Genomic DNA, 15,256 nt, shown 5'->3' with positions numbered 1-15,256 from the left:
ACCGCTCGATATTTTCGCGAATTGTCGAGCGGTAAGGAACGTTCGTCGGGCTTCATCGGTACTCGCTAAGTCGAGGCCACAACCCCAGCGCCACCGCCACCGCGGCGACGACAGACAGAACCGCGGCGCCCACGGTCGCGCCCGACAACACCCGGCGGGCGTTGAGGATGTCGTTGCGCAGCTGGCTGCGGCCCTCTTCGATGCCCTTGCTCAGTGCCGCGTCGAGCTTGTCGAATGCGGGAGTGGAGTCGTCTTCACCGGTGCCCAGCGCGACCTGTGTGGCTGCCTGGTAGTTGCCCACCGCGATGTAGGCGTTGATCCGGTCGTCGGCCGCCCGCCATTTCTTGAGCAACTGCTCGGCGTCGGACAGGTCGTTCTTGTCGATCGCGTCCTCGCGGGACAGGTAGTCGGACAGTTGCTGGGCCATCATGTCGATGCGTTGGTAGTAGGACTGCTTTCGCACGTTCTCATCGCCGCGGCGGATCAACGACAGCGTCTCGTCGGCTCGCGCCTGTTGGGCGGTGATCGCAAGGGTGGTGACAGTCTTGAGGGACTCAGCCGCAGTGTCTTTCGCGCTGCGGCTGTCTGCAGTCGAGATGACGAGCGCCGTGCCCACCCATATCAACATAATCAGCACGGCAAGGCCGCCGGCCACAAAACCGATATTCACCCGGCGGCGGGTGCGGCGGGCCAGCCAGCGATTTGCGAACGCGCCGAACAACAACGTCGCCAGCACCACGAGTATGACCGGCCCGGGAATTCGCGCCGACGCGGTCGTCTCGGCGTCCACCCGCGCCGAGGTCTGCTCGTAAAGCCGCTGCGCGTCGGGCAGGATCTGCGTCTGCATCAATGACGACGCCTCGGACAGATACGACGAGCCGACCGGATTGCCGGCCCGGTTGTTGGTGCGGGCGGTCTCGATCAGCCCGGTGTACACCGAGAGTTGGGCGTTGACCCGGCCGAGGAGTTGCACCATCGGCTCGTCGGTCAGCCCGCTGGACGCTCGGGTGACCGCGACACCCGCGTCGGTGATGGCCTGCTCGTAGCGCTGCCTGACGTCGCGCGGTTCGGCGCCCGCGATGAACGCGGTCGCCGCGGCGGCATCGGCCACCGACAGCGTGGTGTAGAGCTGCCCAGCCGCGAACGACAACGGCTCGGTGTGGTTGAGAACGGTGGTCAGCGCTTGTTGGCGGTCGTTGATCGTCGTCGACGTGGCAAACGCGCTGGCGACCACGAGCGCCGACAGGACGACTCCGATGGTCAGGATCCGGCCGGGGGTGGTCCACAAAAACCACCAGCGTGGGTGCGCTGGCGTTGTCGGCGACCGCGACGCAAGAGGCTCGGTCGAGGGGTGCGCCAACTCCACAGTCACGTGTGCGCGGACCTCATCTTTTCGCTGCTCTCCGGCTATCGTCCCCGAACCACTGCCAACTCTATAAAAGAATTCTAAGAGTTTCACGGGTGACGTGCGGGCATTCGACGACCGCGACTTTTCCGCGTGTTCCCTAAGCTGAAGCCGTGCATGGCGACGGTGACGGCTGGGTGGTGTCCGACACCGGCGCCGCCTATTGGGGCAGACACGGCGCGGCCGGCCTGCTGCTGCGTGCGCCGCAACCGGATGGTTCGGCGGCGGTCCTGCTGCAGCACCGCGCGCCGTGGAGCCATCAGGGCGGGACATGGGCCCTGCCCGGGGGCGCGCGTGACAGCCACGAAACGCCTGAGCAGGCGGCTGTGCGCGAGGCGCACGAGGAAGCCGGGCTGCCCGCCGACCAGCTGACGGTGCGCGCCACCGTCGTCACCGCTGAAATTTCGGGGACGGGCGGCGCCTACTGGACATACACCACCGTGATCGCTGACGCCGCAGAACTGCTCGAGACCGTGCCGAACCGCGAGAGTGCGGAACTGCGCTGGGTCGCGGTGGACGAGGTCGCCGAGCTGCCCTTGCATCCGGGGTTCGCCGCCAGCTGGGAGCGGTTGCGCGAGGTGGCAGCGACTATTCCGCTGTTGCAAGCCGAGCTTTGAGCCGGCCGGCGGCGGCCGCTGGATCGTCGGCGGCGGTGATCGCCCGCACCACGACGACGCGGCGCGCACCGGCGGCGAGCACCTGGGCCAGTCGCTCGTCGTCGATGCCGCCGATCGCGAACCATGGCTTGTCCCAACCGGATGTCGCCGACTCCGCGGCTCCGGAAGCCAGTTCAGCCGTGAAGCGGACCAGCTCGAGGCCCGGCGCTGAGCGGCCCGGTTTGGTCGGCGTCGGCCAGCACGGACCTACGCAGAAATAGTCGATGTTCTCGGTCGCCGCGGCTTGGACCTGCGCGTTGTCGTGCGTGGAGCGGCCGATCACCGGATCCGGCCCGACGATGTCGCGCGCAATGTCGAGCGGCAGGTCGTCCTGACCGAGGTGCAACACGTCGGCGGCTGCGGCAAGCGCGATGTCGGCGCGGTCGTTGACGGCGAGCAGCGCATTGTGGCGTCGCGCCGCGTCGGCGAGCACCTCGAGAGCCTCGAGTTCTTGACGGGCTTCGAGCGGGCCGAACCTCTGCTCACCGGACGAGCCCTTGTCCCGAAGCTGGATGATGTCGACCCCGCCGGACAGCGCTGCGTCGGCGAATTCCGCCAGGTCCCCGCGCTCCCGGCGGGCGTCGGTGCACAGGTACAGCTGCGCAGCAGCGAGACGCGAGCGCAGGCGTTCACGAGGTTTGTGCACACGGCGACGGTAACGACTACCGTGGAGGGCCGACACGGGAGTCCCGGGAACCGGAGACTGAGAGTGGGCAGGCCTGCCCTTACCGTCACACCTGATCCGGGTCATGCCGGCGAAGGGAGGGAATTGACCAAAGGCCGAATTGCCGGCTCGCCGGCTATGGGATCGCTTGCCGTCATCGGTGGCGGCGTCATCGGACTGTCCGTCGCGCGCCGGGCCGCGCTGGACGGCTGGACCGTGCGCGTGCACAGAGGCGACGACAAGGGCGCGTCATGGGTGGCCGGCGGCATGCTGGCCCCGCACAGTGAGGGCTGGCCCGGCGAGGAGCGTCTGCTCCAGCTGGGTCTGGAGTCGTTGGCGATGTGGCATGGCGGTTTCCTGGACGGGCTGCCCGACGACGTCGTCACCGCGCGAGAATCGCTGGTGGTCGCCGTCGACCGCGCCGACGCAGCGGACTTGAAGACCGTCGGCGAGTGGCTGGCCGCCCAAGGACATCCCGTGACCCTGACGTCGGCCGCCCGAGATATCGAACCGCTTCTGGCGCAAGGCATTCGGCACGGCTTCGTCGCTGAAACCGAACTGGCGGTCGACAATCGAGCAGTCGTCGAGGCGTTGGCTTCGCATTGCGAACGGCTCGGCGTGCAGTGGGCACCACCCCTAGGTCACCTGTCGGAAGCACAGGCCGATGCCGTGGTGATCGCCAACGGCATTGACGCGCCTGCGCTGTGGCCGGGTCTGCCGATCCGCCCGGTCAAGGGCGAGGTGCTTCGGCTGCGTTGGCGGCGCGGATGTATGCCGGTGCCGCGGCGGGTGATCCGCGCCCGCGTGCACGGCCGTCAGGTCTACTTGGTGCCGCGGTTCGATGGGGTGGTCGTCGGCGCGACGCAATACGAGCACGGCCGCGACACGGCGCCCGCCGTCACCGGTGTGCGCGAGTTGCTCGACGACGCGTGCGCGGTGATGCCGGCGCTGGGCGAGTACGAGTTCGCCGAATGCGCCGCCGGTTTGCGGCCGATGACGCCGGACGGGTTGCCGATCGTCGAGCGGCTCGATGAGTGCACACTGGTCGCTGCGGGGCACGGCCGCAACGGATTCCTGCTCGCGCCGTGGACCGCCGAGCGGATCGCGGCCGAATTGAACGTCACGGTGGGAGCAAGTCGATGAAGGTGACCGTCAACGATGAAGCGGTCGAGGTCGACGATCAGATGACCGTCGCCGCGCTGCTGGAAACCCTCGGTTTCCCGGAAAAGGGCATCGCGGTGGCGGTGGATTGGGCGGTGGTGCCGCGATCCGATTGGCACACCGCGCTCAAAGACGGCGCGCGGGTGGAAGTGGTGACGGCGGTGCAGGGTGGCTGACGCTGCTGATTCTCTTCGCGCAAACGGCTCATCGGCAAAACTGACTATCGCGGGCCGTGAGTTCGGCTCGCGGCTGATCATGGGTACGGGCGGCGCCGCGAATCTCGCCGTGCTCGAGCAGGCGCTTATCGCGTCGGGCACTGAGCTGACCACCGTCGCGATGCGCCGCGTCGACGCCGAAAGCGGCACCGGCGTCCTCGACCTGCTGAACCGGCTCGGCATCACGCCGCTGCCGAATACCGCCGGATGCCGCGGCGCCGCAGAGGCGGTGCTGACCGCGCAGCTGGCCCGCGAGGCGTTGGGCACCGACTGGGTCAAACTCGAGGTCATTGCCGACGAACGCACGCTGCTGCCTGATGCCGTCGAATTAATCAGGGCCGCAGAGCAATTGGTCGACGACGGCTTCGTCGTGCTGCCTTACACCAATGACGACCCGGTGCTGGCCCGGCGTTTGGAGGACACCGGCTGCGCCGCGGTGATGCCGCTGGGTTCGCCGATCGGAACGGGTCTGGGTATCGCGAACCCGCACAACATCGCGATGATCGTCGAACAGGCGAACGTCCCGGTGGTTCTCGACGCGGGCATCGGCACCGCAAGCGATGCGGCGATGGCGATGGAGTTGGGTTGCGACGCGGTGCTTCTCGCCACCGCCGTGACCCGCGCCGCCGACCCGCCGACCATGGCCGCCGCGATGGCTGCAGCCGTCACCGCCGGGTATCTCGCACGGCAGGCGGGCCGTATTCCCAAGAGGTTCTGGGCGCAGGCGTCGAGCCCCGCGTTATGAGTCGTTATGTGGCGCTTGGTAGTTCGATGGCTGCCGGCCCGGGTATCCGCCCGGGCGCCGACGGTGCACCCCTTCGCGCCGGCCGCTCGGCGCGCAACTATCCGCATCTCGTCGCCGACAAGCTGAGCCTCGACCTCGTCGACGTGACGTACTCCGGCGCCACCACTGCCCATGTGCTTCGCGAGCGCCAAAACGGAGCACCGCCGCAGATCGACGCACTGGACGGGTCGGAGGATCTGGTCACGGTGACGATCGGCGGCAACGACGCCGGATATGTGCCGCTCCTGTTCACCGCCGGTTTCCCGAGCATTGTTCGCCGCCTGCCGATACTTTCAGGCGTGCTTCGTGATCGGCTTGACCCGGCGGTGCGCGATCGTGCGCTGGCAGATGTGGCCGAATCGCTGAAGGAGGTCGGCCGCACACTGCGCGAACGGTCGCCGCGCGCGACGGTGCTGTTCGTGGACTACCTGACGCTGCTGCCGCCGGCGGGGACGCCCGCGCCGCCGCTGTCAGACACCGACGCCGCGTTGGGGCGTCACGTCGCCGAGACCTTGGAACGGTTGACCGCCGAAGCGGCCGCCGACGCGGGATGCGGATTGGTGCGGGCCGCCGAAGCCAGTCGCGACCATCACGCATGGTCGGCGGAGCCGTGGACGACCAAGTTCGGGTTGCCGATCCCCGGCAGGGCAGCGCCGTTGCATCCCAATGCGGCAGGAATGCGTGCAGTCGCGGACCTCGTCGTCGCCCAGGCGGTATAGGACGTGCCGAGAGTACGGTTTCTGATGAATTTTGCGCGCTTTTCATCACAATCCGTACTCTCGCGAACGTGATCGAGTTGGCGGGCCTGACCAAAGTATTTGGCCGAACACGCGCTGTCGACGACTTGAGCTGTTCGATAGAACCCGGAATGGTCACCGGGTTCCTGGGCCCCAACGGCGCGGGCAAGACCACGACGATGCGGCTGATCCTCGGCCTGGACCATCCCACGTCGGGCACCGCCACCGTCGACGGCAAAACGTACCGTCAGCTGACCGACCCGTTGCGCACAGTCGGCGCGCTGCTGGACGCCAGGCAGGCGCATCCCAGCCGGTCGGCGCGCGACCATCTGCGCTGGATCGCCGCGAGCAACCGCATTCCCGCCGGCAGAGTCGACGAGGTGCTCGACATGGTCGGCCTGGCCGCCGTTGCCGATCGCAACGCCGGCACGCTGTCATTGGGCATGAGTCAGCGGCTCGGCATCGCGGCCGCAATGCTGGGTGACCCGCCGGTGCTGCTCTTCGACGAGCCGGTCAACGGCCTTGACCCCGAAGGCATTCGGTGGGTCCGCACGCTGATGCGCACACTGGCCGGCGAGGGCCGCACGGTGTTCGTGTCCAGCCATCTGCTCGCGGAGATGGCCAACACCGCAGACCGGTTGGTCGTCATCGGCAAAGGCAAGTTGATCGCGTCGACGACGGTGAGCGAGTTCGTCGCCCGCTCGGGCGCCCACACCGTGCGAGTCCGCAGCCCGCAGCTGGACGTGCTCCAGCAAGTGCTCGATGACGCCGGACTCGAGACGCACACAGAACCGGACGGCTCCGCGCTGCAGGTGCGCGGCGCGGCCATCGAGGTCGTCGGCGACCTGGCCTCCCGCAACGTGATCACGCTGCACGAGCTGAGTGCTCAGCAGGCCTCCCTCGAGGAGGCCTATATGCAGCTCACCGATCAGGCCGTCGAATACCGGGCGGTGAGCCAATGAGCACCGTTGCTGTGCTGAATTCCGAGCGCATCAAGTTGTCGACCACCCGGTCACTGTTGTGGTCGGCGCTCGCCGTCGCGGTGCTCAGCCTCGGCCTGGCCGCGGTGCAGGGAGCGACTGCATACGGCGCGGCTCCGCTACCGCCGGAAAGGGCAGCGACGGGTGCGGCGGTGTTCGGTGTGCCGGTGCTGATGGTCCTGGCGGCGATGACGGTGACCGGTGAGTATCGCAGCGGGATGATCCGTACGACCTTCATGGCCACGCCCAATCGGACGCTGGTGTTGCTCGCGAAAGCGACTGTCACGGCGGTCTTCTCTGCGGTCTATGCCGCGGTGATGGTGATCGGCGCGCTCGTGGTCGCGAAGTTGGCGGCGCCGCCGTTGGTCGGTTCGCAACTGTCGCTGGCGCGGCCGGATGCGTGGCGTCCGGTCGGCGCGATCGCGTTGTTCGCGGTGCTCGCAGCGGTGCTCGGAGTGGCGGTTGCGGCGCTGCTGCGACATGCGGCCGGTGCGGTCGCCGTGCTGCTGTTGTGGCCGTTGCTGGTCGAGCCCGTGGTCGGCAACCTGCCGAGCATCGCTTCGGAGATCGGGCCGTATCTCCCGTTCGCGAACATGTTCCTGTTCATCGACGTGCAGTGGCTGTATCCGGCGTACGCCATGCCGTGGGATGTGCTGGGTTCGCTGGTGTACTTCGCCGCGGTCGTCGGAGTGGTCTTCCTGGCGGCGGTCGTGGTGGTGAATCGTCGCGACGCCTGAGCCGGAGGCTAACGTGGTCCCGATGGGGCGCAGATCACTGGCGATGTTGGCTGTTCTGACGGCGGCTGTGACCACTGTGGCGCTGGGCGGATGCGGACGTGCGACGCGAACGCAGCCGTCGCCACAACCGTCAACTTCGTCCGTCGCCGCGTCCGGTCCAGCCGCAGACTTCGCGTCGGGTTTGCAGAAGCAGGTCACTGCCGACGCGATGATGACCCATCTGCATAAGTTGCAGGAGATCGCCGACGCCCACGACGGTACTCGCGCCCTCGGCACATCCGGCTATGACGCTAGCGTGGACTATGTGGCCAATACGTTGCGAGACAAGGGTTTCGACGTGCAGACACCGGAGTTCGAAGTGCGTCTGCCGTTCGCCAAGGAGCCGTCACTGACCGTGGCGGGTAACAAGGTCGCCGCCAAGGCACTGGAGTTCACGATCGGCACGCCGCCCGACGGCGTATCGGGGCCGCTGCTGCCAGCACGCGTTGAAGACTCGCCAGGGTGTACGGCCTCGGATTACGACGGCCTGCCGGTCGCCGGCGCCATCGTGCTGGTGGATCGCGGCAAGTGCCAGTTCGCGGTGAAGCAAGCGGTGGCTGCCCAGCGCGGCGCACTGGCGCTGATCGTCGCCAACAACGAGGACGGCGACGAAATGGGTGGCACTCTCGGTGAACAGGCCGACGTGAAAATCCCGGTCATCAGCGTGACCAAGGCCTCGGGCGAGCGGCTGCGGGCCCAGCCGGGCAACACCACCATCAAGCTCGACGCCGGCGTAAAGACCGACCGCACCCGCAACGTCATCGCGCAGACGAAGACCGGTTCGACGGCCGACGTCGTGATGGTCGGCGCACACCTGGACAGCGTGCCTGCCGGACCCGGCATCAACGACAACGGCTCCGGCGTGGCAGCGCTGCTGGAAACTGCGCTGCAGCTGGGCAATTCACCACAGGTGCGCAACGCCGTGCGGTTCGGGTTCTGGGGTGCCGAGGAGGTCGGCTTGCTGGGGTCGAACAATTACGTCGAGTCTCTCGACCTCGACGGACTGAAGGACATCGCGCTCTATCTGAACGCCGACATGCTCGGCTCGCCAAACCCCGGGTACTTCACCTACGACGGCGACCAGTCCGCCCCACGTAAACCGGACGACGGCGTGCCGCGGGTGCCCGAAGGTTCCGCCGGCCTTGAACGGACACTGGCCGCGTTCCTCAACCGTGCCGGTAAACCTCCGGAGGACACCTCATTTGACGGCCGGTCGGACTACGACGGCTTCACGCAGTCCGGGGTGCCCTCAGGCGGCATCTTCTCCGGGGCCGAAGAAAAGATGTCCGACGAGCAGGCCAAGAAATGGGGCGGCCAAGCGGGTGAGCCGTTCGATCCCAACTACCACAAGGCGACCGACACGCTTGACCACGTCGATCGCACGGCGTTGGAGATCAACGCCGGCGGGATCGCCTACGCCGTTGGTCTTTACGCGCAGGATCAAGGCGGCCGCAACGGCGTCCCGGTGCGCGACGACCGCACCCGTCACGTGCTCGCGTCATGAGGAGGATGTGCGCGACAGCTGTCGCAGTCCTCGCGGTTGCCGCGCTGACATCGTGTTCGTCGTCGGACAAATCAGCGACGCCTGATCTGGCCCGTGAACTCGCGGGCAAGGTCACCGTCGATGGCATCTATACCCAACTTCGCAAGCTGCAGGAGATCGCCGACGCCAATCAGAGCAGCCGCGCCGAGGGCACACCTGGCTATGACGCCAGCCTTGACTACGTGGTGCAGACGTTGAAGGACAAGGGATTTGACGTCCAGACGCCAGAATTCGACCGTCTCGCGAGCACGCAGACCGGAAACCCGACACTGACGGTCGGCGGCCGCGCTTACCACGTCGACCAGGCCTCACTGCTCGTCACGACGGCGCTCGGCGGGCTCAACGCAATCACGCTGCGGCCGCCGGCGGCTCGTGGCTGTGGGCCCGCCGACTACGGCACCGTGTCGGTGAAAGGGGCCATCGCCGTCGTCGATGACACCGGCTGTTCGGTCGTCGACAAGCAGAACACTGCCGTGGCCAAGGGCGCCGTCGGCCTGCTGGTCGTCAGCAGGCCTGGACCCGCCGGCAGTCCCCCGGGCCTGTTCACGCCGGGCTACTACCAGCGGCTGACCATCCCGGTCGGGGTCATCGACAACGATGCCGACGCGGCCGTGCGCCGCACCAGCGCGCCGGTGAAGCTGGTGCTGGACGGTAAGCCCGTGATGAAGAAAGCCCGGAACGTGGTCGCACAGACCAAGACCGGCGATACGAAAAACGTCGTCGTCGCGGGCGCTCACCTAGACAGCTCGCCGCACAGTCCCGGCGTCAACGACAACGGCTCCGGGGTGGCCGCGCTTCTGGAAACCGCATCGGCCTTGGGATCGCAACCGAAGCTCACCAATGCCGTGCGGTTCACCTTCTGGGCGTCCGAGGGGGAGGGACCAACGAAGTATCTGGCTGGATCGAACACCGACCAACTCGACGACATCGCGCTCTACCTCGACTTCGACATGCTCGGCTCGCCGAACGCCGGCTACTTCACCTACGACGGTGACCAGTCTGGGCAACCCAATCCGGACATCCCGGCCAGCACCGTGCCGGGTGGCTCGGCCGGTATCGAACGGACGCTGGCGGGCTACCTCAACCTGGCCGGAGTGCGCCCCGCTGACATGCCGCTTTCCAGAACCGTCGGCTACAGCGCGTTCCTCGCTGCCGGAATTCCGATCGGCGGTGCGACGACCGGCGCGTCACAACGGAAAACCGAAGTGCAGGCGCGGCTTTGGGGCGGGCAGGCGGGCGTTCCCTTCGACCCGAACTACCTGACTTCACACGACATTGTCGACCACATCGACCGCCACGCGCTGTCGGTCATGGCGCCGGCCGTTGCATTCGCGGTCGGCACCTACGCGCAGTCGGTCGAGGGTGTCAACGGCGTTCCACCGCGCGATCAGCGGCACCGGAGTACGCCTTAGCGATCCAGGTGACGAAGTGACGACCCCGCCTGAGCCCCTGTGAGTAGGCGTATGAAACCAACGGGATCGGCAAAACCCTTGAGCGCGACTGTCTCTCGTCGCGCAGGCACGGTGGCTAGCATTTCGCGCACTTCGGGATCGTCGGCGACGGAGGTCGACAACACGATGTCGCCGCCAATGCTCTGGCCCTGCAGGCGGGCGGCCATGTTGACGGTCGATCCGAAGTAGTCGAGGCGGTCGTTCAGGGTCACCACGACGCTGGGGCCGGCGTGGACGCCCACTTTGAGGACGAGGTCGGAGACTCCGTGTTCAGACGAGCCGATCTTCTCCTGCATGGCGAGCGCCGCGCGCACCGCCTGCGCCGGATCGCTGAACGCGGCCATCACCGCATCGCCGATGGTCTTGACCACCGCGCCGTCATGGTCGCGCACGATCGCGGCCAACAGCGCGAAATGCTTGCGGACGAGGTTGTACGCGGCGGCATCGCCCACCCGTTCATAGAGCGCCGTCGAGCCCTGTAGGTCAGTGAAGAGCAGTGCGACCTGGCTGACGCCCGCATCGTCGCCGGGCCTCAGGGTCGCCTCGGCGAACAGATCGCGGAACGCCTGCAGCGAGATCACTTCGGGTGCGGTCAGGGCATCGCGCACCCAAGTGCGGTCCTCGATCAGGGCCGCGAGTTCGAAGCCCGCATCGTTCACGAACTCCACGCTTCCCGCCTCGCCTGGATGATCCGTGGCGCTGCGCACCTCAACGCCTGACGCCGTGATGTGTAAGCCGGGGAACGGCCCTGAGTCGTGGTCGAAGTCGACGAAGACGCCGGGATGCATGGTGCGGAGTCGATACGAGCCGGGCGGCAGATCGACGCTGACGTTGCGCCGTTCGCCCGGATCCAGGAGCACCTGCACGGCGACATGGGGCGTTCCCATCGGGCCGGAAAGACAGAACCCGCCGTCGGCAACCCGCCGGATGGCAGGCGCCGGGGCGAAGTAGAGCTCCACATTCTTCTCGAAGTCGCGGTCGTAATCGATGTTGCACGAGGAACAATGCGCGCCGCGCGGCAAGTCGGAGAGTGTGCTGACGCTGAGCTTTGCGCCGCGGCAGTTGGGGCAGAGCAGACCCCACTTCATGGTGAGCAGACCCGCCTTCACGCCTGCGAGGCAAGCCTCGATCGTCGCCCGCAGCGGAACGCCGAGATCGACAGCAAGCACCTTCGGTTTGAGATGGGCAACGTCGGTGGCCATGCTGCCAAGCACAATGTCGGCGAGCCGGGGGCCGAGGCCGTTGCCGTAAGGGCTGCGGTCGATTTCGCGGGCCAGCGTCGCTGCCCGCTCCCGCGCGCCGGGTGGAAGTTGCGGCGGCGGCAACTCGAACGGCGTGAGGCGCTCGCCCACCCGCTCGCCACGCGCAAAGGCGACGGCCTCGAGGGTGCGTTTCCCAACCGCCTCACCCGCCTGGGCGGCGAGCCGCGCGCCGAATGCGCGGCCGACCAAGCTCAGCGGCTCCCATTCGAGTGCGTAGGTGACGTGCGAGCCGCCCTTGCCGTCCGGCTCGATGTCGAACACCGGGCCGAAACGGCGAAACGGACCCTTCGTGAACACGCGCGACTGGCGGAAGTGCCGACCCGCGATCCACTCGTACGGCTTCTCCTCCCATTCGAGCGCGAAGCCCGCGGCCTTGCCCCGCCCGCGGCGAACGACCGTCCCGTTTGGTTGCGGCGTTTGCTCGAGCGTGTAGGCCGGCAGGCCCATCGCCTCGTTGAACCGGTTGGTATCCGCCAGCACCGGCCAGAGCCGATCCGGCGGCAGGTCGAAAGTCCAGGTCCAAGTGCGACGCACGGTTCGAACTGTAGGTCAGGGGCGGGGCGCTACGTGTTGCGTTGCTCGATCCGGCCTGAGGCCGAGCACCCGCATGCCGTGGTACACCAGCAGCGCGGCGATCGATCCCAATGCGATACCGGTGAACGTCAAATCACCTGCCTGCCAAGTGAAATCGGCAATGCCGATGATCAGCGGAATCGCCGCGGTCATCTGGTTCAGCGGTTTGGAGAAGTCGACGTGGTTGGTCAACCAGATGCGAACGCCGAGCACACCGACCAAGCCGTACAACACGATCGTCGCACCGCCGAGCACACCCGGTGGAATCGCTGAAATCGCCGCTCCCACCTTTGGGCACAGCGACAAGGCGATCGCCACCGCGGCGGCGATCCAGTACGCAGCCGTCGAATACACACGCGTCGCGGCCATGACGCCGATGTTCTCGGCGTACGTTGTGGTCGCCGAACCGCCACCGAACCCGGCCAGCGTCGTCGCCACCCCGTCAGCCGCGAGCGCGCGGCCGATCATCGGGTCGAAGTCCCTGCCCGTCATCTGCCCGACCGACTTCACGTGCCCGATGTTCTCGGCGACCAGCGCGATGACCGCGGGTAGGAACATCGGCAGCACCGACCACGTGAAGGTCGGCGTCTGGAATTGGGGGAGCCCAAGCCACGGCGCCGCCGCGATCTTCGATGTGTCCACGTCCCCGAGGATCAGCGCCAAAACGTATCCCGCGACGACTGCCAGGAAGATCGCCAGCCGGCCGATGATGCCGCGGAAGAACGCGAGCGTCGCGACCAGCAGCACCAATGTGACGATGCCGACGAGCGGGCCCTTTTCGAAGTTCGACTTGGCGGCCGGCGCCAGGTTGAAGCCGATCAGCGCGACGATCGCGCCGGTGACCACCGGCGGCAGGACGAGGTCGATCCAGCCGGTTCCGGCGAAGTGCACGGTGACACCGATGAGGATCAACACGATGCCGACGGCGATCAGCCCGCCCAACGCGCTGCCGCTCCCGTGCGAGGCGACCGCGGCGGTGACCGGCGCGATCACCGAGAAGCTCGACCCCAGATAGCTGGGCAGCCGGTTGCCGGTGATCAGCAGGAACAGCACCGTGCCGACCCCGGAGAACAGCAGCGTGGTGGCCGGCGGGAAGCCGGTCAGCACCGGTACCAAGAAGGTGGCGCCGAACATCGCCACCACATGCTGCGCGCCGAGCCCGATGGTGCGGCCCCAGCCGAGGCGCTCGTCGGGTGCGACGACGAAGTCGGCGTCGTGGCGTGCCTCGACGTGTTTCCATTTCAGCGGGATCACATGAGTATCTTGCCGGGGCTTGCGCAATTTCGCGGATATCAGCGGGACTGGTTGCGTGGGGACGTCGTGGCCGGTGTCACCGTCGCCGCCTACCTGGTCCCGCAGGTGATGGCGTATGCGACGGTGGCGGGGCTGCCGCCCGTCGTCGGTCTGTGGGCCGCACTCGCGCCGTTGGCGGTGTACGCCGTGCTGGGTTCCTCGCGCCAACTCTCGGTGGGTCCGGAATCCACGACGGCATTGATGACTGCGACCACGCTCGGTCCGCTGGCCGTGGGCGACCCCGCTCGCTACGCGGCGCTGGCCGCCGTGCTGGCACTGCTGGTCGGAGTGATCTGTTTTGTCGGCGGTGTGGTTCGGCTGGGTGTGCTTGCAGATCTGCTGTCGCGGCCGGTCCTTGTCGGTTACATGACCGGGGTTGCGGTGATCATGATCGGCAGCCAGCTGGGCAAGGTCACCGGTGTCTCGGTGGAAGGCGACGAATTCATCGACCAGATAAGATCATTCGTTGCCGGGCTGGATGCGGTGCACTGGCCGACAATCGTATTGGCAGCCGCTGTGCTAATCCTGCTGCTCGTGCTCAGCTGGTTCGTGCCTCGCCTTCCGGGACCGCTTATCGCGATACTGATCGCAACGGCGGCAGTCGCGGTGTTCTCGTTGGACAGCTATGGAGTCAAGGTCGTCGGCGACATCCCCAGCGGGTTCCCGGCGCCGGGTGTGCCGACCATTTCGGCGGCCGATCTGGTGGCGCTGCTCATTCCGGCCGCAGGTATTTCGATTGTCGCGTTCTCCGACAATGTGCTTACCGCCCGGACTTTCGCTGCCCGCCACGATCAGCGCGTCGACGCCAACGCTGAACTGCGGGCGCTTGGCGTGTGCAATGTCGGCACCGGCATGCTGCACGGTTTTCCGGTGAGCTCGAGCGGCAGTCGCACCGCGTTGGGAGACGCGCTGGGCGGCCGCACGCAGTTCTATTCGATCGTGAGCCTGTTCGTGGTGCTCGCGGTGATGGTGGTTGGCCGTGGCGTACTCGCGCTTTTCCCGTTGGCAGCGCTCGGAGCGTTGGTCGTGTATGCGGCCTTGCGTCTTGTCGACGTTCCGGAGTTCAAGCGGCTGGCCCGATTTCGGCGCAGCGAGCTGATCTTGGCGGTCGCCACTACAGCGTCGGTGCTGCTGCTCGGCGTGCTCTACGGCGTGCTCGTCGCGATCGCGCTCTCGATTCTCGATCTGCTGCGACGGGTGGCGCGTCCGCACGACGCCATCCAGGGCTTCGTCCCCGGCGTGGCAGGCATGCACGACGTCGACGACTATCCGGAAGCTGATCGCGTGCCCGGGCTAGTGGTGTACCGCTACGACGCACCTCTGTTCTTCGCCAACGCGGAGAACTTTCGCGAAAGGGCACTGGCCGCCGTCGACGACAATCCGGATCCCGTCAAGTGGTTCGTGCTCAATGCAGAAGCCAACGTCGAAGTCGATCTGACCGCCCTCGACGTCCTCGACCAACTGCGCAGCGAATTGGCAAGCCGTGGAATCGTCTTCGCGATGGCCAGGGTCAAACAGGATCTGCGTGTCTTGCTCGATGCTGCGGGCCTTGTGGAGAAGATCGGCGAAGATCGCATCTTCCCGACGCTGCCGACCGCCGTCGAGGCGTATCGGAAGCGCACTGGCTAGTCCAGAAACACGGCGCGCAGCCGGGGAGGATGCGCGACAATCGCGGGCAGGACGCTGCGTCGACCATCTGAGCCAGACTGGCTGTTCCGGCTCATCCTGACTTTGGTGGGCGGGGACTCCCTTGCGG

General features: G+C 67.0%; 14 protein-coding genes. 10 read left to right on the top strand and 4 right to left on the bottom strand.

Going from position 1 to position 15,256, the window contains the following annotated elements; translation table 11 throughout:
• Positions 1-52 precede the first annotated feature (52 nt).
• Positions 53-1,372, bottom strand: a complete 1,320-nt coding sequence (gene glnX / locus VJV41_RS15960) for a protein kinase G-activating protein GlnX (protein ID WP_325335351.1) — start codon at positions 1,370-1,372, stop codon at positions 53-55.
• A 146-nt stretch (positions 1,373-1,518) separates the two neighbouring features.
• Between glnX and VJV41_RS15955 the strand changes: the two genes are divergently transcribed.
• Positions 1,519-2,022, top strand: coding sequence for an NUDIX hydrolase (locus VJV41_RS15955; protein ID WP_325335349.1), 504 nt, complete (start codon positions 1,519-1,521; stop codon positions 2,020-2,022).
• Here VJV41_RS15955 and thiE read toward each other — a convergent pair.
• Positions 1,994-2,707, bottom strand: a complete 714-nt coding sequence (thiE, locus tag VJV41_RS15950) for a thiamine phosphate synthase (protein ID WP_325335347.1) — start codon at positions 2,705-2,707, stop codon at positions 1,994-1,996. The two genes, VJV41_RS15955 and thiE, sit on opposite strands and share 29 nt — an antisense overlap.
• 156 nt (positions 2,708-2,863) lie before the next feature.
• Between thiE and thiO the strand changes: the two genes are divergently transcribed.
• The 8 genes from thiO (at position 2,864) to VJV41_RS15910 (ending at position 10,333) form a co-directional block, all read left to right on the top strand.
• Positions 2,864-3,868 (top strand): glycine oxidase ThiO, encoded by a 1,005-nt coding sequence (thiO, locus tag VJV41_RS15945; protein WP_325335472.1) that lies wholly within the window; start codon positions 2,864-2,866, stop codon positions 3,866-3,868.
• Entirely contained in the window at positions 3,865-4,062 is a 198-nt protein-coding gene (gene thiS, locus VJV41_RS15940; RefSeq protein ID WP_325335345.1) for a sulfur carrier protein ThiS, read from the top strand. Before thiO ends, thiS begins: the two co-directional genes overlap by 4 nt.
• Entirely contained in the window at positions 4,055-4,846 is a 792-nt protein-coding gene (locus VJV41_RS15935; protein WP_414684970.1) for a thiazole synthase, read from the top strand. Before thiS ends, VJV41_RS15935 begins: the two co-directional genes overlap by 8 nt.
• Positions 4,843-5,604, top strand: a complete 762-nt coding sequence (locus tag VJV41_RS15930) for an SGNH/GDSL hydrolase family protein (protein ID WP_325335342.1) — start codon at positions 4,843-4,845, stop codon at positions 5,602-5,604. The genes VJV41_RS15935 and VJV41_RS15930 overlap by 4 nt, the downstream gene beginning before the upstream one ends.
• A 68-nt stretch (positions 5,605-5,672) precedes the next feature.
• A complete protein-coding gene (locus tag VJV41_RS15925) occupies positions 5,673-6,584 on the top strand; it encodes an ABC transporter ATP-binding protein (RefSeq protein WP_325335340.1) in 912 nt (303 codons plus the stop codon).
• Positions 6,581-7,339 (top strand): ABC transporter permease, encoded by a 759-nt coding sequence (locus VJV41_RS15920; protein WP_325335338.1) that lies wholly within the window; start codon positions 6,581-6,583, stop codon positions 7,337-7,339. Before VJV41_RS15925 ends, VJV41_RS15920 begins: the two co-directional genes overlap by 4 nt.
• Before the next feature lie 22 nt (positions 7,340-7,361).
• Entirely contained in the window at positions 7,362-8,882 is a 1,521-nt protein-coding gene (locus VJV41_RS15915) for a M28 family metallopeptidase (RefSeq protein WP_325335337.1), read from the top strand.
• Entirely contained in the window at positions 8,879-10,333 is a 1,455-nt protein-coding gene (locus tag VJV41_RS15910; protein WP_325335335.1) for a M28 family peptidase, read from the top strand. Before VJV41_RS15915 ends, VJV41_RS15910 begins: the two co-directional genes overlap by 4 nt.
• Here the strand turns inward: VJV41_RS15910 and VJV41_RS15905 are convergent.
• The gene (locus tag VJV41_RS15905; protein WP_325335333.1) at positions 10,330-12,168 is read right to left on the bottom strand and encodes an adenylate/guanylate cyclase domain-containing protein; all 1,839 of its coding nucleotides are present in this window, start codon (positions 12,166-12,168) and stop codon (positions 10,330-10,332) included. The two genes, VJV41_RS15910 and VJV41_RS15905, sit on opposite strands and share 4 nt — an antisense overlap.
• A 15-nt stretch (positions 12,169-12,183) precedes the next feature.
• Positions 12,184-13,461 carry a uracil-xanthine permease family protein gene (locus VJV41_RS15900; RefSeq protein ID WP_325335331.1) on the bottom strand — a complete coding sequence of 426 codons (1,278 nt, stop codon included), beginning with the start codon at positions 13,459-13,461 and terminating at the stop codon, positions 12,184-12,186.
• Between VJV41_RS15900 and VJV41_RS15895 the strand changes: the two genes are divergently transcribed.
• Positions 13,462-15,129: a SulP family inorganic anion transporter gene (locus VJV41_RS15895; protein ID WP_325335329.1), complete on the top strand. Its 1,668-nt coding sequence runs from the start codon at positions 13,462-13,464 to the stop codon at positions 15,127-15,129.
• Positions 15,130-15,256 lie beyond the last annotated feature (127 nt).

It is taken from the genome of Mycobacterium sp. (genome assembly GCF_035274705.1).
Classification (GTDB): Bacteria; Actinomycetota; Actinomycetes; order Mycobacteriales; family Mycobacteriaceae; genus Mycobacterium.
The sequence above is the reverse complement of the archived record's forward strand: the minus strand, read 5'-3'. Positions and strand labels throughout refer to the sequence as shown.